27 protein-coding genes and 1 riboswitch are annotated in these 26,813 nt (G+C 72.9%); of the genes, 12 read left to right on the top strand and 15 right to left on the bottom strand.

Annotated features, from left to right (window positions below; translation table 11 throughout):
- Nucleotides 1-41 precede the first annotated feature (41 nt).
- From BKA00_RS28415 to BKA00_RS28405, 3 genes are all read left to right on the top strand, one after another.
- On the top strand, nt 42-689 hold the full coding sequence (locus tag BKA00_RS28415; RefSeq protein ID WP_185030027.1) for a hypothetical protein: 648 nt from the start codon (nt 42-44) through the stop codon (nt 687-689).
- A 51-nt stretch (nt 690-740) separates the two neighbouring features.
- Nucleotides 741-911: a hypothetical protein gene (locus BKA00_RS28410; RefSeq protein WP_185030025.1), complete on the top strand. Its 171-nt coding sequence runs from the start codon at nt 741-743 to the stop codon at nt 909-911.
- 87 nt (nt 912-998) lie between these two features.
- Nucleotides 999-2,555 carry a long-chain-fatty-acid--CoA ligase gene (locus BKA00_RS28405; protein ID WP_185030023.1) on the top strand — a complete coding sequence of 519 codons (1,557 nt, stop codon included), beginning with the start codon at nt 999-1,001 and terminating at the stop codon, nt 2,553-2,555.
- Between the two features lie 177 nt (nt 2,556-2,732).
- Here the strand turns inward: BKA00_RS28405 and BKA00_RS28400 are convergent, their stop codons facing one another.
- From BKA00_RS28400 to BKA00_RS28390, 3 genes are all read right to left on the bottom strand, one after another.
- A complete protein-coding gene (locus BKA00_RS28400; protein ID WP_185030022.1) occupies nt 2,733-3,605 on the bottom strand; it encodes an endonuclease/exonuclease/phosphatase family protein in 873 nt (290 codons plus the stop codon).
- Between the two features lie 157 nt (nt 3,606-3,762).
- Nucleotides 3,763-4,944, bottom strand: coding sequence for an elongation factor Tu (gene tuf / locus BKA00_RS28395; protein WP_185030020.1), 1,182 nt, complete (start codon nt 4,942-4,944; stop codon nt 3,763-3,765).
- A gap of 235 nt (nt 4,945-5,179) precedes the next feature.
- Nucleotides 5,180-6,499: an MFS transporter gene (locus BKA00_RS28390; protein WP_185030018.1), complete on the bottom strand. Its 1,320-nt coding sequence runs from the start codon at nt 6,497-6,499 to the stop codon at nt 5,180-5,182.
- A gap of 42 nt (nt 6,500-6,541) precedes the next feature.
- Between BKA00_RS28390 and BKA00_RS28385 the strand changes: the two genes are divergently transcribed.
- Nucleotides 6,542-7,750 (top strand): arginine deiminase, encoded by a 1,209-nt coding sequence (locus BKA00_RS28385; RefSeq protein WP_230298605.1) that lies wholly within the window; start codon nt 6,542-6,544, stop codon nt 7,748-7,750.
- A gap of 174 nt (nt 7,751-7,924) precedes the next feature.
- On the opposite strand, the gene BKA00_RS28380 is transcribed toward BKA00_RS28385, so the two are convergent.
- The 4 genes from BKA00_RS28380 to BKA00_RS28365 all read right to left on the bottom strand — a co-directional run bounded on the left by BKA00_RS28380 (nt 7,925) and on the right by BKA00_RS28365 (nt 12,786).
- A complete protein-coding gene (locus BKA00_RS28380; protein ID WP_230298606.1) occupies nt 7,925-8,470 on the bottom strand; it encodes an ATP-binding protein in 546 nt (181 codons plus the stop codon).
- 371 nt (nt 8,471-8,841) lie between these two features.
- Nucleotides 8,842-10,854 (bottom strand): sensor histidine kinase, encoded by a 2,013-nt coding sequence (locus BKA00_RS28375; protein WP_185030014.1) that lies wholly within the window; start codon nt 10,852-10,854, stop codon nt 8,842-8,844.
- A gap of 64 nt (nt 10,855-10,918) precedes the next feature.
- Nucleotides 10,919-12,265, bottom strand: coding sequence for a purine-cytosine permease family protein (locus BKA00_RS28370; RefSeq protein WP_185030011.1), 1,347 nt, complete (start codon nt 12,263-12,265; stop codon nt 10,919-10,921).
- Nucleotides 12,260-12,376, bottom strand: a riboswitch (TPP riboswitch). (Overlaps the previous gene by 6 nt.)
- A gap of 74 nt (nt 12,377-12,450) precedes the next feature.
- Nucleotides 12,451-12,786: a rhodanese-like domain-containing protein gene (locus BKA00_RS28365; RefSeq protein ID WP_185030009.1), complete on the bottom strand. Its 336-nt coding sequence runs from the start codon at nt 12,784-12,786 to the stop codon at nt 12,451-12,453.
- Between the two features lie 208 nt (nt 12,787-12,994).
- Here BKA00_RS28365 and BKA00_RS40645 point away from each other — a divergent pair, with 208 nt between their 5' ends.
- Nucleotides 12,995-13,294, top strand: coding sequence for an SSI family serine proteinase inhibitor (locus BKA00_RS40645; RefSeq protein WP_338072169.1), 300 nt, complete (start codon nt 12,995-12,997; stop codon nt 13,292-13,294).
- A gap of 112 nt (nt 13,295-13,406) precedes the next feature.
- On the opposite strand, the gene BKA00_RS28355 is transcribed toward BKA00_RS40645, so the two are convergent.
- Nucleotides 13,407-14,270 (bottom strand): Fpg/Nei family DNA glycosylase, encoded by an 864-nt coding sequence (locus BKA00_RS28355; protein WP_185030005.1) that lies wholly within the window; start codon nt 14,268-14,270, stop codon nt 13,407-13,409.
- Nucleotides 14,271-14,467: 197 nt separating this feature from the next.
- Here BKA00_RS28355 and BKA00_RS28350 point away from each other — a divergent pair, with 197 nt between their 5' ends.
- The 3 genes from BKA00_RS28350 (at nt 14,468) to BKA00_RS28340 (ending at nt 17,969) form a co-directional block, all read left to right on the top strand.
- The gene (locus tag BKA00_RS28350) at nt 14,468-14,674 is read left to right on the top strand and encodes a heavy-metal-associated domain-containing protein (protein ID WP_185030003.1); all 207 of its coding nucleotides are present in this window, start codon (nt 14,468-14,470) and stop codon (nt 14,672-14,674) included.
- A gap of 65 nt (nt 14,675-14,739) precedes the next feature.
- The gene (locus BKA00_RS28345; RefSeq protein WP_230298608.1) at nt 14,740-15,705 is read left to right on the top strand and encodes a hypothetical protein; all 966 of its coding nucleotides are present in this window, start codon (nt 14,740-14,742) and stop codon (nt 15,703-15,705) included.
- A gap of 32 nt (nt 15,706-15,737) precedes the next feature.
- A complete protein-coding gene (locus BKA00_RS28340) occupies nt 15,738-17,969 on the top strand; it encodes a heavy metal translocating P-type ATPase (RefSeq protein ID WP_185030001.1) in 2,232 nt (743 codons plus the stop codon).
- Nucleotides 17,970-18,020: 51 nt separating this feature from the next.
- Here BKA00_RS28340 and BKA00_RS28335 read toward each other — a convergent pair whose 3' ends face one another.
- The 3 genes from BKA00_RS28335 to BKA00_RS28325 all read right to left on the bottom strand — a co-directional run bounded on the left by BKA00_RS28335 (nt 18,021) and on the right by BKA00_RS28325 (nt 21,560).
- Complete coding sequence (locus BKA00_RS28335; RefSeq protein WP_185029999.1) at nt 18,021-18,629, bottom strand: TenA family protein; 609 nt, start codon at nt 18,627-18,629, stop codon at nt 18,021-18,023.
- 175 nt (nt 18,630-18,804) lie between these two features.
- Nucleotides 18,805-20,994: a bifunctional polysaccharide deacetylase/glycosyltransferase family 2 protein gene (locus BKA00_RS28330; RefSeq protein ID WP_185029997.1), complete on the bottom strand. Its 2,190-nt coding sequence runs from the start codon at nt 20,992-20,994 to the stop codon at nt 18,805-18,807.
- A 2-nt stretch (nt 20,995-20,996) separates the two neighbouring features.
- Complete coding sequence (locus BKA00_RS28325) at nt 20,997-21,560, bottom strand: hypothetical protein (RefSeq protein WP_185029995.1); 564 nt, start codon at nt 21,558-21,560, stop codon at nt 20,997-20,999.
- Nucleotides 21,561-21,673: 113 nt separating this feature from the next.
- On the opposite strand from BKA00_RS28325, the gene BKA00_RS28320 reads away from it, so the two are divergent.
- Nucleotides 21,674-22,303 carry an RNA polymerase sigma factor gene (locus tag BKA00_RS28320; protein ID WP_230298609.1) on the top strand — a complete coding sequence of 210 codons (630 nt, stop codon included), beginning with the start codon at nt 21,674-21,676 and terminating at the stop codon, nt 22,301-22,303.
- Nucleotides 22,300-22,992, top strand: a complete 693-nt coding sequence (locus tag BKA00_RS28315) for a hypothetical protein (protein WP_185029993.1) — start codon at nt 22,300-22,302, stop codon at nt 22,990-22,992. Before BKA00_RS28320 ends, BKA00_RS28315 begins: the two co-directional genes overlap by 4 nt.
- Before the next feature lie 7 nt (nt 22,993-22,999).
- Here the strand turns inward: BKA00_RS28315 and BKA00_RS28310 are convergent, their stop codons facing one another.
- Nucleotides 23,000-23,800, bottom strand: coding sequence for a transporter substrate-binding domain-containing protein (locus tag BKA00_RS28310; RefSeq protein ID WP_185029991.1), 801 nt, complete (start codon nt 23,798-23,800; stop codon nt 23,000-23,002).
- Nucleotides 23,801-24,011: 211 nt separating this feature from the next.
- On the opposite strand from BKA00_RS28310, the gene BKA00_RS28305 reads away from it, so the two are divergent.
- Nucleotides 24,012-24,572 carry a dihydrofolate reductase family protein gene (locus BKA00_RS28305; RefSeq protein ID WP_185029990.1) on the top strand — a complete coding sequence of 187 codons (561 nt, stop codon included), beginning with the start codon at nt 24,012-24,014 and terminating at the stop codon, nt 24,570-24,572.
- A gap of 63 nt (nt 24,573-24,635) precedes the next feature.
- On the opposite strand, the gene BKA00_RS39330 is transcribed toward BKA00_RS28305, so the two are convergent.
- Both BKA00_RS39330 and BKA00_RS28295 read right to left on the bottom strand, forming a co-directional pair.
- A complete protein-coding gene (locus BKA00_RS39330; RefSeq protein ID WP_185029988.1) occupies nt 24,636-25,046 on the bottom strand; it encodes a phosphoribosyl-AMP cyclohydrolase in 411 nt (136 codons plus the stop codon).
- A gap of 45 nt (nt 25,047-25,091) precedes the next feature.
- Entirely contained in the window at nt 25,092-25,874 is a 783-nt protein-coding gene (locus BKA00_RS28295) for a helix-turn-helix domain-containing protein (RefSeq protein ID WP_185029986.1), read from the bottom strand.
- Nucleotides 25,875-25,960: 86 nt separating this feature from the next.
- Here BKA00_RS28295 and BKA00_RS28290 point away from each other — a divergent pair, with 86 nt between their 5' ends.
- Nucleotides 25,961-26,389, top strand: coding sequence for a hypothetical protein (locus tag BKA00_RS28290; RefSeq protein ID WP_185029983.1), 429 nt, complete (start codon nt 25,961-25,963; stop codon nt 26,387-26,389).
- Nucleotides 26,390-26,414: 25 nt separating this feature from the next.
- On the opposite strand, the gene BKA00_RS28285 is transcribed toward BKA00_RS28290, so the two are convergent.
- Nucleotides 26,415-26,786, bottom strand: coding sequence for a hypothetical protein (locus BKA00_RS28285; RefSeq protein ID WP_185029981.1), 372 nt, complete (start codon nt 26,784-26,786; stop codon nt 26,415-26,417).
- Nucleotides 26,787-26,813 lie beyond the last annotated feature (27 nt).

Genomic DNA, 26,813 nt, shown 5'->3' with positions numbered 1-26,813 from the left:
CGCGGCCTGCGTGAGCGGACGAACGCCGCTTTAATGGCACAATGCCGCAGAATCGCTCCGCGACCTCCAACGGTGGGGTCATCGCCCTGATCCTGGTCGGGGGCGCGGTCGCCACCGGCGTCGCCGCGCTGTTCATGACCGTGCGGTCGTACGCGTCGCCGGCCATGCTGGGCTTCCGCACGTCCCCGGCCTACTTCCTGATCGCCTGCCTGTTCGCCGGGCTGGTCGTCGGCACGGCCGTCCTGCCGGCGCGGCCCCGCGGGCCGCTGGCGCCGATCGCGGCGGGGCTGTCGGCGTACGTGGCGATGGAGGTCGGCGGACGGATCGGCGTGATCCTCGGGCTGATGCTGTCCGCGCAGGCATGGCCGAGCGGCTCCTTCCTCACGGCGGTCCTGAAGCCCGCTTTCGGGCGGTACCAGGCGTACGAGCTGCTGGCGCTGGTGGTGGCGGCGGGGCTCGCGGGGCTGCGGGTCCTGACGGCGAAGACCGGCGGCGCGTCCCAGCCCTGGGACGCGGGCGCGCCGGGCGGGCCGTTCGGAGCCCCCGGCGGGCCGCCGATGCCGGGCCGGCCGCCGTTTCCGGGGCGGCCCGGGCAGCCGCCGTCGTACCGGCCGCCGTACCCCGGCCCGGGTCAGGGCCCGGTCCCCGGGGGTCCTCAGGGTCCTCCTCCGCCGCACGGCGGTGCCTAGGTCGTCCCCCAGGCTGATGAACCCTGCGGAACGAGCGCATACGGTGGAGCCATGGGTAAGACGATCCTGACCATCCTCGGTGTGGTCCTCGCGGTGTGGCTGGTGATCACCGTCATCGGCGCGATCTTCTCGATGCTGAAGTTCTTCTTCTTCATCGGACTCGTCGCCGTCGCGGTGGTACTCGCCGTGACCGCGGTCTCAAAGATGTCGAAAAGCCGCTAGGCGAGCGGCCCGATCCCCTTGCCGCGATGTCGCCGGTGACCGCATGATGCCGGAATAACCAGGCGGTCATCGGCGAAGGGGCCCATCGTGCCAGGTCTTGACGGAGTGCTGCGCGAACGCGCGCTCGCCTATCCCGATCGTGTCGCGTACATCGCGGGCGACACCGAGATCTCCTACCGCGACTTCGACCGGCGCGTGGACCGGGTGGCGGCGGCGCTCGCTGCCGCCGGGCTCGGCCCCGGCGACCGGGTGGCCGTCCTCGACAAGAACTCGCTCGAATACGCCGAGCTGCTCTTCGGCGCGACCCGGATCGGCGCCGCGCAGGTCCCGGTGAACTACCGGCTGGCGCCCGACGAGGTCGCCTACATCGTCAACAACTCCCAGGCGAAGGTCTTCGTCGTCGGCCCCGAGTTCCTGCCCGTCCTGGACGCGATCGCCGGCAAGCTCGAGCACACCGACCTGACGGTCGTCATCTCCGGCGCCGGCCACGCCCACCAGGACTACGCCGCCTGGATCGACGCGGCCCCCGCCGAGCCCCCGGCGTACGAGCCGGACAGCGGGGACGTGTTCGTCCAGCTGTACTCGTCCGGCACGACGGGCCTGCCCAAGGGCGTCATGCTGACGCACGACAACTTCCTCTCGGCGCTCGCGGTGACCAACGACGTCTGGGACATCGACGGGTCGTCCGTGCTGATGATCGCGATGCCGATGTACCACGTGGCCGGAAACGTGCTCACCGTGTCCGCCGTCTACAACGGCCTCACCGGGGTCGTCACGCGCGAACCCGACCCGACCGCGATCGCGCAGGGCATCGAGCGGCACCGCGTCACGCACATCTTCCTCGTCCCGGTGCTGCTGCAGTTCATGCCGCTGATCCCCGAGGTCACCGCCGCCGACATGTCCAGCCTGCGGCTCATGCTGTACGGCGCCTCCCCGATCAGCGAGGACGTCCTGCGCACCGCCATGGCGATGCTGCCGACCACCGACTTCCGGCAGGTGTACGGCCTCACGGAGGTCACCGGCGCGATCACCTCGCTGCCGCCCGGGGACCACGACCCGGACGGCCCGAACGCGCACCGGCTGCGCAGCGCCGGGCTCCCGAACGACAACACCGAGCTCAGGATCGTGGACCCGGCCACGGGGGAGGAGCTGCCCGCCGGCCGGGTGGGCGAGATCATCTGCCGGACGCCGCAGAACATGAAGGGCTACTGGGGCATGCCGGCCGCGACGGCGAGCGCGCTGTCGGAGGACAACTGGTTCCGCACGGGCGACGCCGGCTACCTCGACGAGGACGGCTACCTCTACATCCACGACCGGGTCAAGGACATGATCATCTCGGGTGGGGAGAACATCTACCCCGCCGAGGTGGAGAACGTCCTCATGGGCCACCCGGCCGTCAGCGACTGCGCGGTCATCGGCGTCCCGGACGAGCGCTGGGGCGAGACGCCGAAGGCGATCGTGGTGGCGTCCGAGGACGTCTCCGACCAGGAGATCATCGACTACTGCCGCGAGCGCCTCGCCCACTTCAAGTGCCCCACCTCGGTCGAGCGCCGCGAGGCCATCCCGCGCAACCCCACCGGCAAGATCCTCAAGCGCGACCTCCGCGCCCCCTACTGGCAGGGCACGGACCGAGGAGTTAATTGAATTCCCCCTCACCCGCGACAACCTGAAGAGCCGCGATCGCGGCCGAAGGCAGGTTCCAGCGAAGCGAGAACCTGATCGCGCAGCGAGCCGCCAGGCGAGACGGAGCGATGCCGGCGATCGCCCGCGTTTCTCGACGATGGAGGGCCGCCAGGCCCGAAGGAGGAGAGAAACGCAGAACTACTGGTAGCGGACGACCGCTGAGAGGGGACGGTGGTCCGAGGTCTTGACGGGGGTCGCCGGGACGCTGCAGGAGACGGCGGCCGACTTGCCTATGAAGAGGTAGTCGGTCTTGTCGAGCGCGGTGCCCTGCCAGTCCTGCCGGGTGTTCGCGCCCGTCCGGGACGTCCCGGACTGGTCGCACTCGTCGTAGGCGGCGTAGAGGGGGTCGAGGGCCGGGCTGTCCGGGACGTCGGCGAGGTCGCCGCCGACCAGGACGCGGTCCGTGCCCGCGAGGGTGGTGAGGGCGCCCGCCTCCTTGCGGCGCCACTGGCCGTCTTCGGCGGCGGTGAACTGGGTGACGCAGACGCGGGTCGTCCAGGACGGGACCTCGCCGCACAGGGCGACGCGGCTGCTCCCGGCGGGTGCGGGCAGTTTGATCTGCCGCTGCGCGGTGAGCGGGGAGTCGGTGCCGATGGCGACGCCGGCGCGGCCCTGCCCGGCCGCGCACGCCCCGTCGCCGGGTGCGAACGCCCAGCTCCACTTGGGCAGGGACGTCTTGAACGAGCGGATCTGGCCCTCGCAGACCTCCTGGAGGAGGGCGGCGTTCGGGCGCACCGTGCGCCCGCCGACCTCGGTCTCCCGCATCCGCTGGACGATGTCCTTGGTGAGCTTGGCGGGCGCGGAGCCGGAGGGGCAGTCGGAGCCGCCGCAGACGTTCCAGCTCACCGCGTTGATCGTCACGGCGGCGGGGCGCGGTGCGGCCCCGTCCGCGTGGGCGGGACCACCGCCGCCCGGCAGGCCCTCGATGCTGGCACCGGTGGCGGCCGCGGTCACGACCGCGGCGGCCGCACAGACCGAGAGCAGGGGAATCAGGGCGCGGGGGGATCGCACACGTGCTCCAGACGGGGGGATCTGCGGGGGTGATGTCGGAATCTCACCACATCAAGATCGCATCCGCCAGCCGTTCGCGACCACTCGGTCACGGGAGGCCGGGGGCTACCTGATCAAGGCTAGGGGCCCCGGCGAGTGCCGGGGCCCCTCTCCCGCGCTAGTCGAGCAGCGCGGTGACGGTGCCCGCGCCGACCGTCCGGCCGCCCTCGCGGACGGCGAAGCCGAGCCCCTCGGTCATCGCGACCGGCTTGCCCAGCTCGACGGCCATGTCGACCGAGTCGCCGGGCAGCGCCATGCCGCCCTCGCCGAGGTCCACGCCGCCGACCACGTCCGTGGTGCGGAAGTGGAACTGCGGCCGGTAGCCGTGCAGGAACGGCCTGCTCCGCCCGCCCTCGTCGGCGGTCAGCACCCGGACCCGGGCCCGGAACCGCAGGTGCGGCCGGACCGCGCCCGGCGCGCTGACCACCTGGCCGCGCCGCACCTGGTCCCGCTTGACGCCGCGCAGCAGCATGGCGGTGTTGTCGCCCGCCTCGGCGTGGTCCATCGTCTGCCCGAACGTCTCCAGCCCCGTCGCGACGGAGCCGAACGTCTCGCCGAGACCGACGACCTCCACGGCGTCCCCGATCCGTATCGCGCCCTGCGCCACGACGCCGGTCACGACGGTGCCGCGGCCGGTGATCGTGAGGACGCTCTCGACCGGCATCAGGAACGGCTTGTCGAGCACCCTGCGCGGCACCGGCACGTACGCGTCGATCGCGTCGAGCAGGTCGACGATCCGGGCCGTCCAGTACGGGTCGCCCTCCAGCGCCCGGAGCCCGGACACGCGCACGATCGGGACCTCCTCGCCGGGGAACCCGTACTCGGTGAGCAGCTCCCTGACCTCCAGCTCGACGAGGTCGAGGAGCTCGGTGTCCTCGACCATGTCGGCCTTGTTCAGCGCCACCACGATGTGCCCGACGCCGACCTGCCGCGCCAGCACGACGTGCTCGCGCGTCTGCGGCATGGCGCCGTCCTGGGCGGACACGACCAGCACGGCCCCGTCCACCTGGGCGGCACCGGAGATCATGTTCTTCACGTAGTCGGCGTGGCCCGGCATGTCGACGTGGGCGTAGTGCCGGGTCGCGGTCGCGTACTCGACGTGCGCCACGTTGATCGTGATGCCCCGGTCGCGCTCCTCGGGCGCGCGGTCGATGCGGTCGAACGGCACCGGGGACGCCAGCCCGCGGTCGGCGAGCACCTTGGTGATCGCCGCGGTCAGCGTCGTCTTGCCGTGGTCGACGTGCCCCATCGTGCCGATGTTCAGGTGCGGCTTGTCGCGCTCGTAGAGCTGCTTGGCCATTGTCTCGTCCTCACTGGTGGATCCGGTGAGAACCGACCGCGCGCACGCGGGCGCCCGGTCTTCGACCACCCCCCTCCGCTGGTTCTCCGGAGGTGGGACGGAGAGGGGTCAGCTTCGCAGGCCGTCGAAGACGACCGCGTCGGCCGCCGCTGCCGAGAAGGCAGCCGGCACCGCGCTCAGCAGGGCGATGCCTGCGAGCGTCCGGGTGCCGGCTGCGAGGAACATGCCCCGGACATTACGACTGCCCATGGCCGAAGTCGACTGGTTTTTCGTGTGCGGGGGCGCGGAGGAGGAGGTGGCCGAGCAGGGCGCCCGCGAACTGGAACGCGGCGATCGCGAGGACCAGGCCGACCGGGCCGATGGCGTCGGCGGACGCGGCGGTCAGCGCGGCGCCGACCGCCGACGCGCCGATCTTGAGGCTGCCGGCCGTGGTGTTGACCTGCCCGAGGCGGTCGGGGGGCGACTCGCGCTGGCGCAGCATGAGCGTGGCCGCGAACACCGGCCCCTCCGCGACGCCCGCGGCGACGAACGCCGCCGTCGCCCACGGCATGGAGGGCGTGGCGGCGAGCGCGGCGAGCGACGCGCCGAACGCGACGAGTCCGGCGATCATGACGGGTTCGGCGTGCCTGGGCGTCAGCCACCGGCTGGACGCCAGGGAGCCGATCAGCGAGCCGACCGCCAGGGCCACGAGGAGCCGTCCGCCCGCGCTGGGCGGCGCGCCGATGTGCCCGGCGAACAGCACCGCCGTGACGGCGACACCGCCGAAGCCCATCCAGGCGAGCGTCGTCGCGACGGTCAGGGCCCGCAGCACCCGGCCCTGCGCCAGCACCACCAGCCCGCCCGTGATCACCGAGACGGCCCCGGCCGCCGGCTTGCGCGCCCGCGCCCCCGTCTCCGCCTCGACGGCCGCCGCCCGCCCGTCGGCCGCGCCGGTGCCGGCCGCGGCCTCCACCGGCGCCCCGCCCGGCGCGGCGGTGTCCGCGCCCGCGGACGGGCCGGGGAAGGGCAGGAACGGAAGGGTCAGGAGGCCGATCGCGCCGACCGCGACCACGGCCGCCCCGGCGTACTGGCCGCCGGCCAGGGCGGCCAGGCCGGCGGCGAGGCCGGGTCCGGCGATCCCGGCGAGGTTGTAGCTGGAGGCCTCCAGCCCGTAGGCGCGCGAGAGCCGGCCCGCGGGGACGAACCGGGGCAGCAGGCTGGTCAGCGCGACGACGATGGGCTCGGTGCAGCCGATCACGGCGGCGACGACCAGCGCCAGGGCGAGCGGCGAGCGTCCCGCGAGGACCAGCAGCAGCCCGGTCGCGGCGACGTAGCAGGCGGCGAGGGCGACGGCGCCGCGGCGGGGGCGCGCCACCCGGTCCAGCGCGTTCCCGATCACGGGGCCGCTCAGCACGTACGGCAGCGTCATCGCGGTCTGCAGGTACCCGGCGGTGGCGGCGTGGCCCGTCCGCGCCTGGACGGTCAGGACCAGCGCGGTCGCGACCCCCTCGGCGGACACGCGCAGCATCGTCGCCGACGTGAGGTGGAGGGGCAGCCCCGCGTTCCTGCCGATCACCCTCGAATGGTGGCATATCGTCGGCCGCCTAGACTTCGGAGGGTGACGGCAGCGAAGACAGCGCACGAGCACCGGGTCACCAGCGAGGTCGGACGGCTGCGGACGGTGCTGCTGCACCGCCCCGGCGCGGAGCTCAAGCGGCTCACCCCGCGCAACAGCGACAAGCTCCTGTTCGACGCGATCCCGTGGGCGGGCCGGGCGCAGGAGGAGCACGACGCGTTCGCCGAGGCGCTGCGGTCGCGCGGCGTCGAGGTCCTGTACGTGACCGAGCTGCTGCAGGACGCCCTGGAGTACGAGGCCGCGCGCGAGCAGGCGATCGCCGACGCCATCGTCGACCTGCGCCTCGGGGACCAGCTCCGCCGCGTCGTCGAGGACCATCTGCGCGGGCTCCATCCCGAGAACCTCGCGCACACGCTGATCGCCGGGCTCGCGCACGAGGAGCTGAAGGCCGGGCACGGCCTGGTCTACCGGCTGATGGACGAGCAGGACTTCATCGTCGACCCGCTGCCGGGCCTGCTGTTCACCCGCGACAACAGCACCTGGATCGGCGACCGCGTGGCGGTGACGAGCCTCGCGATGCAGGCGCGGCGGCGCGAGTCCGCCCTCACCGGCCTGGTCTACGCGCACCATCCGCGGTTCGCCGGGGTGGAGCCGGTCTACACCCCGTCCCTGGAGCATCTGGAGGGCGGCGACGTCCTGCTGCTGCGTCCGGGGGTGATCGCCGTCGGGACCGGCGAGCGGACGACGCCGGCGGGCGTCGAGCGCCTGGCCCGCCAGGTCATCGGGGCGGGGCTGGCGCACACGGTGCTGGCCGTGCCGATCGCGCAGGAGCGCGCCACCATGCACCTCGACACCGTCTGCACGATGGTCGATGTCGACACCGTCGTGATGTATCCGCCGGTGGCGCACTCGCTCACCGCCTACACGGTGACGATGGACGGCGGCCACCTGCGCGTCGCCGAGCCGCGCCCGTTCCTCCAGGCCGCCGCCGACGCGATGGGCCTGGACCGCCTCAAGGTGATCGACACCGGTCTCGACCCGGTCACCGCCGAGCGCGAGCAGTGGGACGACGGGAACAACACCCTCGCCGTGGCCCCGCGCCTGTGCGTCGCCTACGAGCGCAACATCGAGACGAACGCGCAGCTGGAGGCGTCCGGGATCGAGGTCATCCGGATCAGCGGGAGCGAGCTCGGGACGGGGCGGGGCGGGCCCCGCTGCATGTCGTGCCCGATCCTCCGCGAGGAGATCTGAGAGTCGCCCGCGCGACGGGCGGAAGTCTGCGTTCTTCCCGGCGCCGGGGGCTCAGAGGCGCGCGGCGCCGGGAAGAACCATCAACGCTCGCGATGTCGACGGGGGCACGACATCGCCCGAGCGTTGGAGAGGACCATACAAGGTCGGGCGGGGTTCCTTCCAGGCAGGGTCGCTCTAAGCCGGATATGCCCGACTTGGAGCTACTTCACTCCTGGTTCCGTTGCGTAGGTCTTCGTCCGGCTCGTCGAGCAGGTCCGGAAAGGCGGACAGATCCGGGACGACGGCGTGCGCACCGGCGGGAGCGGTCATCCGGTCGTCGCCGGACGACCTGGGCGTCCGCAGGATGGCCCAGACCGTGGTGGTGCCCTCCTCGTGGCGCACGCCCCAGCCCTCGGACAGGGCCTCCACGATGCCGAGCCCCCGCCCGCCGAGCGAGGACAGCGTGCCCGGACCCCGGCGCGGCTCGGTCATGGCGCCGCCGTCGCTGACCTCCAGTTCGAGGAGGTCGCCGCGGCACAGCCAGCAGACCTTCACCTGGCCGGACGGCAGCGGCCGCGCGTGCCGCAGGGCGTTGCTGAGCAGCTCGCTGACGATGACGCTCGCGTCGTCCACGACCGAGTCGTAGACGCCCGAGTCGGCCAGCTCCGAGCTGAGGCGCCTGCGGGCGACCGCGACGCTGGACGGTGCGTGTGGCAGCAGTACGACGCTCGACGCCCTCACCTCCCCGATGCTCCGCTCACTCGGACGAGTCCCGTCATCACCCTTCCGGTACGTCCGAAATGCCCTGATGGCCATGGCGGGAAACCAGAACGAACCAGTTCACCACCTGCACAACGAGTCATCAGCCGTCCGGTCACGGTGATCACCCCCGGGATCGGAATCTCGTCACCAACGGCGACCAACCAAGGATCTATCCAGCCAACGGCGGATTTACTCCTCGCACACGCGTTTCGTCCATCACACCCCGCCGACACCGAACTTCTCCGCACCGTCCCCAGCCTGCCACCCCGCGAGACCGCCGAAAGCGCTGGTCACGCCCGTCTCACCGGACCGCCCGGGACGGACTGTCCGCACGGTAAGTAACCGTCCGCTCAGCGCGCCGAACGCAACACCAGGCGCATGCACGTCCCCTCGCCCGCCCGCGCACCACCTGCGGGTCCACGCCCATCCGTGACGGAGAGTAGTCGAGCGCTCTCTTCCCCTTCGGGGATTTCGGTGGAAATGGCCCGATAGTTGGGTATTTGGGTGGATTCGATGTGAGATGTCTCACGCTCGGCCGGGTGCGCGGAGATCGTGCCGCCCTGCGCCTCCGTCAGCCGTCTGACGATGTACAGGCCGAGCCCGATGCCGCCGAACCGGCGGCGGTCCCCCGCGTCCCCCTGGACGAACCGCTCGAAGATCCGCTCGTGGTCGCCGGGCGGGATGCCGATGCCCTCGTCGGAGACCGTGACGACGATGCCGGATCCCTCGCGGCGGGCCCGCACCCGCACGGTCCCGCCGTCCGGCGAGTACTTGAACGCGTTCTCCAGCAGCTGCCCGAGGACGATGTCGGTGGCCATCGCGTCGCCGCTGCACGGCGGCAGGTCGGGGGCGATCTCCAGCTCCACCCGGTGCAGCGGCGACAGCGAGCGGAACCCGGCGACCACGCCCTCCAGGACGCGGCCGAGATCGAACGGCTCGATCGTCACGGCCAGCTCGTCGGCCCCGGCCCGGGAGCCGAGCAGCAGGTGCTCGACGAGCCGCCCGAGCGACTGGGCGCGCTCGGCGATGGTGGCGACCGCGGCGCGGCGGTCGGCGTCGGTCAGCTCGTCCCACCGGTTGACCAGCGTGGACGCGAACCCCTGCACCACCGTGATCGGGGTGCGCAGCTCGTGGCTGGTGGTGGCGAGGAACAGGTCCTTGGCCTCCTCCAGCGCCTTGGCCTCCGAGACGTCGCGGAAGTCGACGACCAGCTCGCCGGTCTCCTCGATCTCGGCGGCCAGCACGTTCAGCCATGTGCCCGACTCCAGGCGGAACGTGAGCATCTCGCCGAGCGCGGGCATGTCGAACGGCAGCGGGCGCCCGATCGCGTCCTCCGGCGGGATGCCGGTCAGGGTGTGCGCGGAGTTGTTCCAGTGCCGGACGACGAGGTCGTGGTCCAGCACGGCGATGCCGTCGGCGCTGGAGTCGATCACGGCGCGCTCGTGGGCCCGCTGCCGGACGACCTCCGCGTAGGCGACGGCGTTGCCGACCGCCACCCCGGCGTGCCCGGCGAGCAGCTCCAGCAGTTCGAGCTCGGTGTGCCCGATCTTGCGTCCGGAGAACAGCGCGTACAGCGCGCCGTACGGCCGGTTCTGCAGGTACGACAGGCCGAGCGCGATCGTGTGCAGGCCGGGCAGCTCCGACCAGATCAGGTCGCCGAGGCGCCGCTCGCCCGTCGCGAGCTTGACCGTCTTGCCCGACCGCAGCAGCTCACCGACCAGGCTCGGCCGCAGCTCGGCGCACCGGCCGCGCATCCGCTCCGGCAGCCCGGACATGCTGACCAGCCGCAGCCGCTCGCCCTCGATCTTGACGAACCCGCCGGCGTCGGCGCCGGTCAGCTCGATGAGCGCGGCGGTGATCCGGTCGAGCACGACGGCCAGGTCGAGCTCGGCTCCGAGGTCGGCGACGATGTCGTTCAGCCGCCGGACCAGCCGGGCCCGCTCGGTCATGCGGCTCTGGACGATCTCCTCGTCCTCGACCGGGTGGTACACCCCGACCCAGCCGAGCAGCGTGCCGCTCGGGTCCTTCAGCAGGCTCGTGTCGATGCGCACGTCGATGAGCCGGCCCTCGCGGTGGAAGCGGCGGGTGGCGATCGAGATCTGCCCGCCGTCGCTCTCGCCCTCGCCGCCGCGCCGGGTGAGGAGCCGCTCCTGGACGGCGTTGTGCTCGGCCTTCAGCTCGTCGGGGACGATGGGCGGTACGCGGCCGAGCATCTCCTCGGCGCTCCAGCCGAACATGCGCTCGGCCGCCGGATTCCACACGGTGACCCGGTGCCGCTGGTCCACGGCTACGATCGCGTCGGCGGCGCTCTCGATGACGGCCCGCGCGATCGGATCGTGCACGTGCTGATACACGTCTGTCATCGTGCCACCGCACTCCGGCATGGCGCCGGGCAACTTGCGCCGAAACTTGCTTTCGACCCAAACCTTACCGTCTGGTAAGCCTGCCGATGAGCAGGGCCGCGACCCCCGCGACCAGGAACGACAGCAGCGAGGCGCTCATCCACGTCTGCGGCGTGAAGTGCAGCGCGTCCCGCACGTCCGACCAGAACGCGGTCCAGCGCGCGACGGTGCCCGGGTTGACGAGCTGGTAGACGACGAACCCGATCGCCCATGCCGCGATCATGCCCCAGCGGGACGGCGCGGTCCGCGAGACGTCCCAGCCGCCCGCCCGGCGGCGGCCGAGGAAGAAGTCGGCGGCGAGGACGCCGAGCATCGGCACGAACACCGATCCGATCAGCGACAGGAAGCCCGCGTAGTCGCCGATGTCCAGGACCAGCGCGAGCACGGTGATGCCGATGCCGAGCGCGACGCTCAGCACCCGGCGGTCGGCCCGGGGGAACAGGTTCTGGATCGACACCGCCGTGGAGTAGGTGTCGGCGAACGACTGGTCGGCCTCCCGCAGCACGAACACGGCGAAGAACACCACGCCCAGCGAGACGCCCAGGAACGGATCAAAGATCTTGCTGGAGTCCCCCGCGACCAGCGCCAGCGCGAGCAGCCCGAGTACGTAGGCGACGATCTGCGTGACGGAGTAGCCGACGGCGGCGGCGCCGAACGCCCCGCGCTCGGTGCGCGCGTGCCGGGTGTAGTCGGCGGCGACCGGGACCCAGGAGATCGACACGGCCAGCGCGGCGTCCGCGCCGAGCCAGAACCCGCCCCACGAGCCCTGCGTCAGGTCGGGCAGCGGCTCCCGCACCAGCTGGACGTAGAAGTACACGAGCGCGATCGCCACCGCGACGGTCACGTAGCGGCGCAGCAACCGTACCGAGCCGAGCGGCCAGACCGTCAGCACGGTCGTGATCGCACCCGCGGCGAGCACGTAGCCCCAGCGCGGGACGCCGTCCCACAGCTCGCGGGCGGCGTCGGCGATGACGATCAGCTCGAACGTCCCCCACCCGACGAGCTGGGCGATGTTGAGGACGGTCGGCGCGTACGACAGCTTCGCGCCGAACAGGCCGCGCAGCAGCACCATCGCGGGCTGGCCGGTGCGCGCGCCGGGCACGGCGGCCAGGCCGAGCATCAGGCCGCCGAGGGCCGTCCCGACGGCCATCGCGACGATGCCCGCCATGATCGAGATCGTCGGCCGGCCGTCGGCGTCCGGCGCGAGGACGGTGTAGGCGCCGGAGAAGGCCAGGAGGCTGACGCCGAGGTTCCCCCAGAAGGCGCTCTGGTCCCAGAACCCGAGGACCTTGGGGGCCGGCTCGTCGAGGGTGAAGGGGACCTCGTCGGGGGCGCGCTCGCCCTGAGGGCGCTTTTCGACGTCGGACGTCACGGGACACACACTCCCTACGCCGGCATTACCCGGACAGGTTCATGCGGTCGGCGACGCCTTGGAGGCCGCCCTCTCAGCCCGGCTGTGGCCCGAGCTCCCGCGGTTATCGGTCAGGCCCGATCGTACAACCGCCCGTCACGCCTCAGAAGAGGGCATCCGGGTCAGATCACACGAAATCCTTCAGATCACGCGACGTACGGCGGACCGTCCCCCGCGCCCTCCATCGGGCGCCCCGCCTCGGCCCACCCGTGCATGCCGTCGCCGACGTTCCTCGCCAGCCACCCCGCCTGGTTCAGCGCGGACGTGACCTGGGCCGACCGTGCCCCGGACCGGCAGATCACGTAGACCTCCCGGTCGCGGGGGATCTCGCCGGCGCGGTCGCCGAGATGGCGCATGGGGATGTGGACCGCCGCGGGCGCGTGGCCCGCGTCCCACTCGTCCTGCTCCCGGACGTCCAGCAGGTAGCCGTCCTGCGGAATGTCCGCGGCGACCACGGCCGGTACGTCTTCCCCGAAATTCATCACACCCCCATGGAACCGCGCGAAGCCCCCCTGCGTCGAATCACGCATGCGGTATCGGACGCTCCTTTTCGCAACGCCCGGGCTGGCCTTGCTCCTGTCCACGGCCGCCTGCGGCGACGAACCGGCAAACGGAAACTCATCCGGAGCGCCTTCGGGCACGACGTCCGTGCAACCGTCCGGCTCGCCGGCGGACACGCTCACCGTGCGGGTGAAGGCCTCCAAGGAGGCGCCCGCCAAGACCTGGCGGCTGACCTGCGACCCGCCCGGCGGCGACCACCCCGAGGCGGTCGGCGCCTGCGCGGCGCTCACCAAGGTCAAGGATCCCTTCGCACCCGTCCCCAAGGACCAGGTGTGCACCCAGATCTACGGCGGTCCGGAGATCGCCACGGTCGAGGGCACCTGGCGGGGCAAGCAGATCGACACCACGTTCACCCGCGATGACGGCTGCCAGCTGAACCGCTGGAGCCAGATCGGCCCGGTCTTCGGCAACGTCCCGAAGGTCCGCTGAGCCCGACCCGTCCCTCGGACGAGCCATCCCCGTTCCGGCTCCGTCCCCGACTCCGAACGCCAGGCCCCCGGCACCCGCCGGGGCCTGGCCCTTCTCACGGCGCCCGCGGCCGCTACTTCAGGAGGCGGGACATGCGGCGGTCGGCGAGCGGCTTGCCGCCCGTCTGGCAGGTGGGGCAGTACTGGAGCGCGGAGTCGGCGAACGACACCTCGCGCACCATGTCCCCACAGACCGGGCATTTCTGGCCCGCGCGCCCGTGCACCCGCAGGCCGGTCTTCTTCTCGCCCTTGAGATCCTGCGCCTCGAGGCCGCGCGAGCGCTCGACCGCGTCCCGCAGCGTGGTGACGATCGCCTCGTGCAGGACGGCGACGTCCTCCTCGGTCAGCGATGACGCGATCTTGAACGGGGACATCCGGGCGACGTGCAGCACCTCGTCGGAGTAGGCGTTGCCGATACCGGCGATCACCTTCTGGTCGCGCAGCAGGCCCTTGATCTGGCTGCGCTTGCCGTTGACGATCCCGGCGAGGGCCGCGGGGGTGAACGACTCGTCCAGCGGGTCGGGGCCGAGGGACGCCACGCCGGGCACGTCGTCCGGGTCGCGGACGACGTAGACGGCGAGGCCCTTCTTGGTGCCGGCCTCGGTGAGGTCGAAGCCCGAGCCGTCGTCCAGGTGCACGCGCAGGGCGAGCGGGTTCTTGCCGCCGGGCCGGACGGGCCTGGCCGGGATCTCGTCGCGCCAGCGCAGCCAGCCGGCGCGGGCGAGATGGATGACGAGGTGCAGCCCGTCGACGTCGAGGTCGAGGAACTTGCCGTGCCGGGCCGCGCCGGTGACGGTCAGCCCGCCGAGCGCCGTGACCGGCGGGTCGTAGGTCTTCAGCGCGGAGATGGCGAGAACATCGACGCGGGCGACGGCATGGCCGACCACGCGCTCCCGCAGGAACCCCGCCAGCGCCTCCACCTCAGGTAGCTCAGGCATGGGTTCAGTATCCGCGACGGGCCGCGCTGCCGGAACGTCCGTCCACAGCCCTGTGGACGCCTGTGGAAAACCTGGGGGCGGTGTGACCCGGATCTCGGAATCACCGATACCCCCTAGGGGTTGTCACAGGTGTCCGGTTATGGCAGCATGAAGCCGACGAGATACCCCCCAGGGGTAAAAATCCGAGGGAGAAGCCGATGAGCACCGCCACCTACACCGTCAGCGGCATGACCTGCGGCCACTGCGTGAGCTCGGTGACCGAGGAGGTCGAGCAGATCGCCGGTGTGACCGGCGTCGACGTCGACCTCCAGACCGGCAAGGTCACCGTCACGAGCGAGACCCCCCTCGACGACGCCCGGGTCAAGGACGCCGTCGAGGAGGCCGGGTACCAGCTGACCTCATGAGCGGACCGCGCCTCGCCCAAGGCGGGCGGGGTGCGTCCCTCGCAACACCGAGCGGAGTGAACGGCATGAACAGCGCGACCAGGGTTGGGGCCTACGCCGTGGGTCTGGCGGTCGTCTTCGGCGGCGCCGCGGGCCTCGGCAAGATCGTCGGGCCCGTCGGCGGCACGGCGCAGATGGCGTCCCACGAGAACGGCGGTGCGGGCGGACACGGCGCGGGCGGACACGGCGGGGGCCAGGGCACGGCGTCCCACGCGCCGGGCGGCCTCCAGGTGTCGGAGGACGGCTTCACGCTCACCCCCCAGCGGACCGTCCTCACCGCCGGGGAGAAGACGGACTTCCGCTTCACGATCAACGGACCGGACGGCAGGCCCGTCACCGGGTTCAAGCCGCTGCACGGCAAGCGCCTGCACCTGATCGTGGCGCGGCGCGACCTGTCCGGCTTCCAGCACCTGCACCCGACCGAGGCCGGGGGCGGCGTCTGGACCGTCCCGATCAAGCTGGCCAAGCCCGGCGTGTACCGGTTCTTCACCGACATCCAGCCGGACGGCGCGAAGCGGCAGCTCACGCTCGGCACGGACGTGTTCGTCCCCGGCGACCTGAAGCCGGCGCCGCTGCCCGCGCCCGAGCAGGTCGCGAAGGTGGACGGGTACGAGGTGCGCCTCACCGGCGGTCTCACTCCCGGCAAGTCCACCGAACTGACCCTCAGCGTGAGCAAGGGCGGCAGGCCGGTCACCGACCTGGAGCCGTACCTCGAGGCGTACGGGCACCTCGTCGCGCTGCGGCAGGGCGACCTCGCCTACCTCCACGTCCACCCGGACGGGGAGCCCGGCGACGGCGAGACCGAGCCGGGCCCCGGGATCACGTTCTTCGCCGAGGCGCCCAGCTCAGGCGCTTACCGCCTGTACCTGGACTTCAAGCACGACGGCGAGGTCCGCACGGCCGAGTTCACGGTGCACGCCGGGAACGTCCCCGTCCAGGAGCAGGGTCGGGACCCCGAGCCGGGGCACGACGACCAGCCCCACACCCACTGACGTTCCGCACGATCGAAGCAGAGGAGGACGCGATGAGCACGGACGCTGTGTCCGGGCGTATCGAGCTGGCGATCGGCGGTATGACGTGCGCGTCGTGCGCCAACCGCATCGAGCGGAAGCTCAACAAGATGGACGGCGTGACCGCGACGGTCAACTACGCCACCGAGAAGGCGAGGGTGGAGTTCGGGTCGGAGGTGTCGCCCGACGAGCTGATCGCCACGGTGGAGAAGGCGGGCTACTCCGCCGCCCTCCCCGCCCCGCCGAAGACCGCCGACGACGCGGCCCCGGAGCCGGCCGACGAGCTGCGCCCCCTGCGGCAGCGGCTGGTCACCGCGGTGGCGCTGTCCATCCCGGTGATCGCGATGGCGATGGTCCCGGCGCTCCAGTTCGAGGGCTGGCAGTGGCTGTCGCTGACGCTCGCCTCCCCTGTCGTGGTGTACGCGGGCTGGCCGTTCCACCGGGCCGCGGCGGTCAACCTGCGGCACGGCACGGCGACCATGGACACGCTGATCTCGCTGGGCACGCTGGCCGCGTTCGCGTGGTCGCTGTGGGCGCTGTTCTTCGGCACCGCGGGCGAGCTGGGCGTCAAGCACGGGTTCGAGTTCTCCATGACCCGCTCGGACGGGTCAATGAACATCTACCTGGAGGCCGCCTCCGGGGTGATCATGTTCATCCTCGCCGGGCGGTACTTCGAGACGCGCTCCAAGCGCCGCGCGGGCGCCGCGCTGCGGGCCCTGCTGGAGCTCGGCGCCAAGGAGGTCTCGGTCGTCCGGGACGGGCGCGAGGAGCGCATCCCGGTCGACCGGCTGGCCGAGGGCGACGTGTTCGTCGTCCGTCCCGGCGAGAAGATCGCCACGGACGGGACGGTCGAGGAGGGCTCGTCCGCCGTGGACGCGTCCATGCTGACCGGCGAGTCCGTCCCGGTCGAGGTCGGGCCCGGCGACACCGTGGTCGGCGCGACCGTGAACGCGGGCGGGCGGCTGCTGGTGCGCGCCACCCGGGTCGGCTCCGACACCCAGCTCGCGCAGATGGCGCGGCTGGTGGAGGACGCGCAGACCGGCAAGGCGCAGGTCCAGCGGCTCGCCGACCGGATCTCGGGCGTCTTCGTCCCGGTCGTCATCGCGCTGGCGCTCGGCACGCTCGGCTTCTGGATCGGCACCGGCGAACCGCTCGCCGGCGCCTTCACCGCCGCGGTCGCCGTGCTGATCATCGCGTGCCCGTGCGCCCTCGGCCTGGCCACCCCGACCGCGCTGATGGTCGGGACGGGGCGCGGCGCGCAACTCGGCATCCTGATCAAGGGGCCGGAGGTGCTGGAGTCCACCCGCGCGATCGACACCGTCGTCCTGGACAAGACGGGGACCGTCACCACCGGCAGGATGGCCCTGGTCGACGTCATCACCGCCGACGGCGTCGCGGAGGAGGACGTGCTCCGGCTGGCGGGGGCGCTGGAGAACGCGTCCGAGCACCCCATCGCCCAGGCCATCGCCAAGGGCGCCGCCGAACGGGTCGGCGACCTCGGCACCGTGGAGGACTTCGCCAACGTCGAAGGCCTCGGCGTCCAGGGGATGGTGGACGGCCACGGCGTCCTGGCGGGCCGGCCGCGGCTGCTCGCCGAGTGGTCGCAGCACCTCACGCCCGACCTCGAACGCGCCATGGAGAAGGCCCAGGCGCTCGGCCACACCGCGGTCGCGGTCGGCTGGGACGGCGAGGCCCGCGCGGTGATCACTGTCGCTGACCAGGTCAAGCCGACCTCGCGGGAGGCGATCGAGCGGCTGCGCGCCCTCGGGCTGCGCCCGGTCCTGCTGACCGGCGACAACGAGACGGTGGCCCGCACGGTCGCCGGCGAGGTGGGGATCGAGGAGGTCATCGCCGACGTCCTGCCGCAGGACAAGGTGGACGTCGTCAAGCGCCTCCAGTCGGAGGGGCGGACGGTCGCCATGGTCGGCGACGGCGTCAACGACGCCGCCGCGCTGGCCCAGGCCGACCTCGGCCTGGCGATGGGCACCGGCACGGACGTGGCGATCGAGGCGTCCGACCTGACCCTGGTGCGCGGCGACCTGCGCGCCGCGGCCGACGCCATCCGGCTGTCGCGCCGCACGCTGGGCACGATCAAGGGCAACCTGTTCTGGGCCTTCGCCTACAACGTGGCCGCCCTGCCCCTCGCGGCGTCGGGCCTGCTCACCCCCATGATCGCCGGAGGCGCCATGGCGTTCTCCTCGGTCTTCGTGGTGACGAACAGCCTGCGCCTGCGCCGCTTTGTCTAATCGCGGTTCGTGCGGTGCCGGGCCCCCAGGGCCCGGCACCGCACGAACGCGTCAGGGCTCTACGGACCAGAAGGCGACCTCGTGGCGCATGCCTTCCATGAAGAGGCGTTCCGCGGCGGCGGGGTCGGGGGCCGCCTCGTCGATCATCTGGGCGATGCGGGCGGCGAGGTCCGCGAAGCCGGGGTCGGCGTAGGTGTCGACCCAGCGGCGGTAGCGGGGCTCGGACGGCGGGTTCTCGGCGAGGATCCGCCCGAGCGTGGAGTAGCCCCACATGCAGGGGTAGAGGGCCGCGAGGCCCTCGCCGTACACGGCGGCGCCGTCCAGCAGGAAGGACGTGTAGGCCGCGCACGCGGGCCCCTTCCGGGCGCCGTCGAGGTCGGCGGCGAAGCTCGCGGAGAGGGAGCGGTGCAGGTCGAGCTCGTCGTGGAAGGTGGCGTGGGCCAGGTCCACCAGGTCGCCCAGGTGGGCGTCGGGGGCCTGCCACGCGAGGCGGGAGAAGACCCGCACGTAGTCGTGCAGGAAGAGGTAGTCCTGCTCCAGCCAGGAGCGGAACACGGCCTCGTCGAGGTTGCCTTGGGCGATGCCCTTCACGGTGGGGTGCTGGAGCTGCTCGTCCACCAGCGGGCGGCCGAGTTCCTCCAGGTGCGCGGCGAGACTCATGGCGCCAGTCTGCCGCAGACACGACCAGGCCCCGCCGGGTCGTACGACCCGGCGGGGCCTTGGTCTAGCGCCGGTGTGTGGGTCGCCTCTCGGCGAAAGGCACAACACGGCTCCAGCCGAACGGTATTCCGTGAAGGCGAAAGGTGAGGCCCGGGGACACCAGGCACACCGGCTGTCATGTGTAACCGACGGGCCCCGGGGATTGTTCCCGGCTCCCGAGATCCGCGAAGGTCCCGGTCCGGCGGATGGTGTGCCAGCGCAGGCGGGCCCCCAGCAGCGCGGTCACCAGGGACTGCACCACGACCAGGTACATGAGCTGCCTGTAGACGAACTGCTGGAGCGGCAGCGCCCACAGCGGGCGGACGGACTCGCCGTCCAGCCACAGGGCGTAGGCGCCCGCGGCGGCCTGCGCGGCGACGAAGAGCGTCCAGGAGACGACGGGCACCAGCGGGTCGAGGAAGATCAGCCCGAACACCGCGAACAGGTCGATGGCCGGGGCGAACAGGGGGAGCAGCACCTGGAACACCGTCAGGTAGGGCAGGCAGCGGCGCCCGAACCGCCCCGATCCGCCGCGCTCGACGACGGAGCCCCGGTGCTTCCACATCGCCTGCATCGTCCCGTAGCACCAGCGGTACCGCTGCCTCCACAGCTGCCGCAGCGACGAGGGCGCCTCCGTCCAGGCCAGGGCCTTCTCCTCGTAGACGACGCGCCGCCCCGTGCGGCAGATCGCCATGGTGAGGTCGGTGTCCTCGGCGAGCGTGTCGCCCGGGACCCCGCCCACCTCGGCGAGGACCGAGCGCCGGAACGCCCCGATCGCGCCCGGCACGGTCGGCATGCAGCGCAGGAGGTCGAACATCCGCCGGTCGAGGTTGAAGCCGATGACGTACTCGATGTGCTGCCAGCGGCCGAGGAGGCCGCCCCGGTTGGCGACCTTGGTGTTGCCGCTGACCGCGCCCACCTCCGGGTCCGCGAAGGGGGCGATCAGATGCCGGAGGGTGTCGCGCTGGAACACGGTGTCGCCGTCCACCAGCACGAGGATCTCCGACCGCGCCGCGGCCATGCCCGCGTTGAGCGCGCTCGGCTTGCCCCCGTTCGGCTTGCGGAGGAGCTGGAGTCCGGGGAGCCGCATGGACTCGACGATCGCCGCGGTGCCGTCGCTGGACCCGTCGTCCACGACGATCACCTCGACGGTGCCCGGGTAGTCGGTGTTCAGCAGCGTGGTCACCGTCGCCGCGATGCCGGCCTCCTCGTTGTAGGCCGGGACGATCACTGACACGGGCGGGAACGGGTCCGGCGGCAGCCCGCCGGGCGGCGGCCCGCCGGGGGGCGGGGGCCGGTTCGCGCGGCGGCCGCGGCGCGCGGGCCTTCGCACGCGGCGCATGTGGACGTGCGCGAACACCAGCAGCGCCACGAGGCGCAGCACGCAGAGCAGGCCCGCGACGCCGAAGACCGCGCCCATGGCGCCGGTCAGCCCGGACGCGGCGCGCTGGGCGGTCACCAGCGTCCAGCCGACGGCCCGCTCGCGCGCGGGCACCGCGACCTCGGCGGTCGGCATGTCCAGCGCCTGCGCGAGCGTGGTGAAGCGGTAGCCCTGCGGCTGGAGCCGGTCGAGGATCCGCCCGACCGCCGCGACCGTCTCGGACCGGTCGCCGCCCGAGTCGTGCAGCATCACCACGGCGCCCTCGCCGCGCGCGCCCGCGGCCAGCGCCCGCTGCACGATCGTCTCCGTGCCGGGACGCGACCAGTCCTCGGTGTCGCGGTCGGTGAGGACGACGATGTAGCCGTCCCCTCCCGCCCGTTCGGCCGCGCGCCACTCGGGCGCGGTCAGGCCGTCCGGGCGGGAGGAGTACGGCATCCGCATCAGCCTGGTGTGGACGCCCGCCGCGCCCGCCAGCGCGCGTTGCGTGAGGTCCATCTCCAGGCGCGCCCGCCAGCGCGGCGCGGCGGCGAGGTCGGCGTGCGTGTAGGTGTGCGAGCCGATCTCGTGGCCCTCGCGGAGGATGCGGCGGGTCAGCGCCGGCTCGCGGGCCACGTGCGAGCCGACGGTGAAGAACGTGGCGCGCGCGTCGTGGCGGCGCAGGACGTCCAGGATCCGCGGCGTCCACTCGGGGTCGGGCCCGTCGTCGAACGTCAGCGCGATCGTCTTCGCGGGCATGCGGCGGCTCTTCGGGACGCCGCCCGAGAGGTTGACGACGGGGCCGCCCTCGGTCACCCGGGACGGCACCGGCCCGGCATGCCCCGGATCGGCCCGCGGGGCCTCGCCGACGGTGCCGCCCGCGAAGCCGTCCATCAGCAGGAGCACGGCCAGCACCAGGCCGCCGAGCGAGAGCAGGATCCAGTGCCCCCGCGGTTCACTGCGCCGCATGCTCAGCCGCTCTTCTTCTTGTGTCCCCACGCGGGAGGCGTCGCCTGCGACCTGCCCGGGGCGCTCGTGGTGGTGCTCGTCGCCGTCGCCGCCGGCGGGGCCGCGGGGGCCGGCGGCGCTCCGGGCGCCGAGGAGGCCGCGGGCGCGGCGGACGCCCCCGGCCCCGCGGGCACGGCCGGCGAGCGCGGGGACCCGGCGGCCGGCCCGGTGGGCCGGGGACGCGCGGACGGGGCCCGCTCACCCGCCTGTCCCGCCGGGGCGCCCGGACGGTTCGTCTTCACCCGCGGCTGGGCGGACGGCTCGCTCCACGGCGTCAGCGGAACATCGGCGCCCGTGGTCAGGCCGAGGCCGAGCGCGCCCAGGAACACCAGGAGCACCGCGCCGACGAGCAGGCCCAGGCGACGACCGATCCGCGCCCGCCACCCGGACGCGTCGACGAAGACGGGCGCCGCCTCGGCCTCGTCCAGTGGAACGGGTTCCGCGATGGGCCGGGTCGGCGGAGGGGCGACCGGCGCTAGGCCGGTGACAAGGAGTTCGTCCCGGTCGTGCGAGGCATTGCCGATCATCTTCGTCCGTCATCTCGTGCGGGGGGCGGCCGGGCGGGAGGGGTTTTCACTCCATCAGCGCGAACCCGCGCGTACGTGTCACACCACGACGGGAATGCCTGCACAATGGCGCGGTGGACGAGGACGAGCTCGGCCGGGCGCTGCGGGCGGCGCAGGACGGCGACGAGGAGTCCTTCCGCATGCTCTACCGCGACGTCCAGCCCCGCCTGATCCGTTTCGCCGGGGCCATCGTCGGCGCGGACGCGGAGGACGTGACGTCGGAGGCGTGGCTGCAGATCGCCCGGGACCTGCCGGCGTTCCGCGGCGATCTCGACGGCTTCCGCGGCTGGACCGCGACGATCACCCGGCACCGGGCGCTGGACCACCTGCGCCGCAAGTCCCGGCGGCCCGGCTCCGACCTGCCGGTCGAGGAGCTGGTCGCGATGGCCGCCGACGCCGACACCGAGCTGGACGCCCTCGACGGCATCGCCACCGAGCGGGCGCTCCGGCTGATCGCCGACCTCCCCCGGGACCAGGCCGAGGCGGTGCTGCTGCGCGTCGTCGTGGGCCTGGACGCCAAGACGGCGGGCACGGTCCTCGGCAAGCGCGCGGGCGCCGTGCGGACCGCGGCCTACCGGGGTCTGCGGCGGCTCGCCGAGCGGCTGCAGGCGTCCCGCGCGGACGCCGCCGACGGCACGGTGGACACCCGTCCCCTCGTCCGGGGTGACACAAGCGGCGGCAGCGGCGCTGAAGGGGTGATATGAGCGACGACACCGAGCCCGGACGGCTGGACCCGCGCACCGCCGAGCGGCTGCTCGACGGCGCTGGCGGCCACCCCGAGCTGCGCGAACTGCTCGCGGCGGCCTCCGCGCCGGCCCGCCCCGGCGAGCTCGCGGGAGAGGACGCCGCCGTCGCCGCCTTCCTGGCCGCGCCCCGGCCGGCCCGCCGCTCCCGGACCGCGGCGCTGCGCCGGTTCCTGACCGCCAAGGTGATCGCGGTGGTGGGCGGCTCGATCCTGCTGTCCGGCGGAGTGGCCTTCGCGACCGGGAACCTCCCCGGTCAGGACGCGGCGCCGGGGCCCTCGTCGACGCCGCACGAGCGCAAGCCGGGCGAGCACGGCGGCGGCCCCGGTTCCCGCCCGTCGCACCGTCCCGGCACCGTGCCCTCGCCCGGGCCGTCCCGGGAGCCGGGCAAGGCCGCGGGCCACGGCAGGACGTCCACACCGGGCCTGGAGAAGAAGACCACGGGACCGAAGGCGAAGCCGACGCCTCCGCGCGGCCCGGGGAACGACAACGGCACCACCCGGCCGAACCCTCCGAGCAACTCCGGCAATCCGAACAAGAAAAAGGGGACCCAGGGCGGCGGTGTCACCGGCGGCATCCCGCAGAACGGCACCCAGAGCGGCGGCTCCCGGACCGGCGTCCCCCTTCCGGGCGGCGACGGCGCGCGGTGACCGGCGGTCAGAGGCAGCCCTCGAACTGCGGTACTTGCACGTCCGACAGATCCAGACCGGACGAGCCGAACCACTTGCGCATGAACCCGGCCATCGTCCCGTCCTGGTACATCCGGGTGATGGCCCTGTTGAGCGCCTCGCAGCCGTCGGGGTCGCCCCGCCGGATCGCGATGCCCGTCCGCCGCTCGCCGAACCGGGCGTTCAGCAGCCGGAACCCGGGGCCCCTCCGCGCCTTCAGCCCGGCCAGGATGGTGTCGTTCGTGGTGATGGCGTCGATGCGGCCGCCCGCCAGCATGCCCATGCACTCGTCGTAGGAGCGCGCCGCCACCGGCACGGCCGGCACCTGCCGCTCGACCGTCACCGCCTCGGCCGCGCCCGATCCGGTGACGGCGCAGATCCTGTGCCCCTTCAGGTCGCGGACGCCGTGCACGCCGCGCTCGCCGTCGCGGACCAGGATGTCCTGGTACGACAGGAGGTACGGGCCCGCGAACGCGAGCCACTGCTTCCATTCGGGTTCGATCCAGAACGTCAGGACCATGTCGACGTCCCCGTCGCGGAGCAGCCGTTCCCGGTCCCGCGCCAGCGCCGGGACGAAGCGGACCTTCTTTCCCATCCGCGCGGCGAGGTAGCGGGACACGTCCACGTCCAGGCCCTCGAACGCGCCGTCCGGGCGCCGGAACCCGATCCCCGGCAGGTCGGGCCGCACGCCCGCGGTCAGCGTCTCCTCGCCGAGGATGGACGTCGGATCGCGGACGGCGCACCCGTCGAGCAGGAGGACGGCCAGCACCACCGCGACCGGTCGCCGCATCCTCCACCCCCCACGGCCCTGGCAGGACGGGCAGGGCGCACCCTCATCAACGTGGCAGGCGGCCGGGCGTCCCTCCACCCGGTGACCGCATCCGGCCCTCCGCCGCCGTCAGCGGTCTTTTCGGAGCGCCGTAAACAGTCCGTAAACGGTGTCCGCGAAGCTTCGAGCACAGGAAACAACACCTGTGGACCGCGGACCCAAGGGGGAGATCATGCGGAAGTTCAAGCTTCAGGTTCAGGTCACCGCGGACGGCTACATGGCCGGACCGAACGGCGAGATGGACTGGATGACGTTCCCGTGGACCGACGACATCAGCGCGTACATCGACGCGCTGATGCGGCCGGTCGACTGCATCGTGCTGGGCCGCCGGCTCGCCGAGGGGTTCATCCCGGCGTGGGAGTCGGGGCCGGAGGGCGAGACCCAGGAGGCCATCGACCAGATCAACAACACGCCCAAGGTCGTCATCTCCGACGGCCTCACCGAGTCGCCCTGGAAGAACGCCGAGGTCGCGGGAGGCGACCTCACCGAGATCGTGAACGACCTCAAGTCCCGCCCCGGCGGCGACCTGATCGCCTACGGGGGCGGCACGCTCGTCCGGGACCTGATCGCCCGGGGCCTGCTCGACGACCTCTACCTGTTCGTCAACCCGACCGCGATCGGCACGGGCATGCCGGTGTTCCCGGAGGGCGGCTACCAGCGGCTGGACCTCGTGGAGTCGCGCCTGTTCGACTGCGGCATCGCGGTCATGCACTACACGCCGAAGCGCGCCTGACCGGCGGCGCGGCCCCGGCCCCGGCCCCGGCGGGCGCCCGGGGCCGGTCGCCCGGCCGGCCGGTCACTGCAGGAGGTGGCGCAGCTCCCCGCCGTCGCCGACGGAGCGGTAGTAGCAGGTGGGGCGGGCCTCCCCGGACGGAAGGTCCGTGTGGCAGGCGCCGCCGGTGGTGCGCTCGACGAGGTAGAGCAGGGAGTTCTGCTCGCAGTTGACGCGGACGTCGACCAGCCGGAGGACGTCGCCCGACGTCGCGCCCTTGCGCCACAGCTCGTTGCGGGACGTCGACCACAGGACGGCGATCCGCTCCTCCAGCGTGGCCTTGAGGGCCTGGTCGTTCGCGTATCCGATGAACAGGACGTCGCCGCTGCCCGCGTCCTGCAGGACGACCGGGACGACCCGCGCCCCGGTGGCCGCGACGCCCGCCAGCTTGTCGAAGTCCAGGGTGAGCCGGGTGCCTTCTTCGAGTTCGTTCACCCCGCCATCCTGCCCGCCCGCGGCACCGGCCGTCGCCCTGACACGTCACCCCCGCCGCCGCAGGAGGGCCGCGGTGGCCTCGTCGGCGGGCAGGAACGCCTCCAGACGCAGCTCGGAGAGCGTGACGTCCACGGCGGTCGCGAACGAGGTCAGCGTGGTGATCAGGCGCAGTTCGCCGTCCGGGACCCGCAGCCGCAGCGGGACGGCGAAGCCGAGGTGCTCACCCGGCGACTCCACCGGGGGCAGGTAGCCGTCCAGCTCGTCGATGAACTCCGCCAGGCCCGGATCCGGGGTCCGCCGGGCCTGCTCGCGGAGGCTGCCGGTGATGTGCCGGCCCCACTCGGCGAGGTTCTCGACGCGGCGGCCCATCCCGTCCGGGTGCAGGGCGAGGCGGAGCACGTTGACCGGCGGTTCCAGCAGGGCGGGCGCGGCGCCCTCGGTGAGGACGCCGAGCGCCGGGTTGGCGGCGACGAGTTCGCCGTGGGGCCGGACGACGACCGCCGGGTAGGGCATGTGCCCGTCGAGGATGCGGTCGAGTGCCTCGCGCACCGGGCCGAGTTCGGGGGCGTCCAGGCCCGACTCGGCGTAGACGGGCGCGTAGCCGGCGGCGAGCAGAAGTCCGTTGCGCTCCCGCAGCGGCAGCTCCAGGGATTCGGCGAGCCGCACCACCATGGCGCGTCCCGGCCGGGAGCGCCCCTGTTCGAGAAAGCTCAGATGGCGCTGGGTCGTGTCGGCCCTGATGGCCAGTTCGAGCTGGCTGAAGCGGCGGCGCGTCCGCCAGCGCCGCAGGTCGCCGGCGAACTGCCCGGGTTCCACAACCACTGCCATGCCCCCATTCCACACCGGATGCCGCGTCTCCGCCATTCCCTGGAGGGAATCGCGGAGACGCACCCGCGACTCGCAGACTGCCGGACATGCCGATCGATGTGAAGCAGATTGCCGACCGATACCTCACCCAGTGGAACGAGCCCGACCCCGCGGCGCGGAGCGCGCTGATCCGCGAGCTGTGGGCGCCTGACGCGCTCCACGTGCTGGTCAACCCGCCCGAGGCGGTCCGGGACGCCGCCGCCGCGCTCGCCGTGCCCGCGCCGCCCCTGGAGGTCCACGGCCACCGCGCCCTGGACGCCCGGGTCGCCCGGGCCTACGAGATGTTCGTCGCGCCGGGCGAGCACGTCTTCGAGGTCGCCGAGGAGCCCTCCCTCCTGCTGCCGCACGTGGTCGCGGTCCGCTGGTCGATGGTGACCGTGGACGGCGGCGAGGCCGTCGGCGGCGGGCTGGACGTCCTCTACCTGGACGAGGACGGCCGCATCCGCACCGACCACCAGTTCGTCGGGACGCGGTGACGCGCCGCGCGGGGAGGGGCGGCCGTCAGGACGGCCGCCCCTCCCCGCGCAGGGCGAGGACGCCGAGAGCCGCGTAACCGCCGGTGATCGCCGCCAGGCCGGCCGCCGACCGGCGCGGCACGTCGCCGCGGACCGCGTGGACGGCCCCGGCCGCGGTGTCGCAGACGTCCACCATCAGGCAGAGCCTTCGCCAGCGCCGCCGCTCCCGCGGGTCGCTCAGCAGGTAGCCGAGGCCGAGGGCGACCGCCCTGCTGCCGAAGACCCGGATCATGTACCTGAGTTCGGGGCCGTCACGGTCGCCGAGGCCGGCGAGCCTCACGTTGAGGCCGGGCGCGGCCAGCGCCAGCGCCCCCCATGCCACGCGGCCGCCCGCCGCCATCTCCAGTGCTCGTTCCATGCCGCGACCCTCACATCACAGCGCGCC

The sequence above is a fragment of the Actinomadura coerulea genome (assembly GCF_014208105.1).
Lineage (GTDB): Bacteria > Actinomycetota > Actinomycetes > Streptosporangiales > Streptosporangiaceae > Spirillospora > Spirillospora coerulea.
The sequence above is the reverse complement of the archived record's forward strand: the minus strand, read 5'-3'. Positions and strand labels throughout refer to the sequence as shown.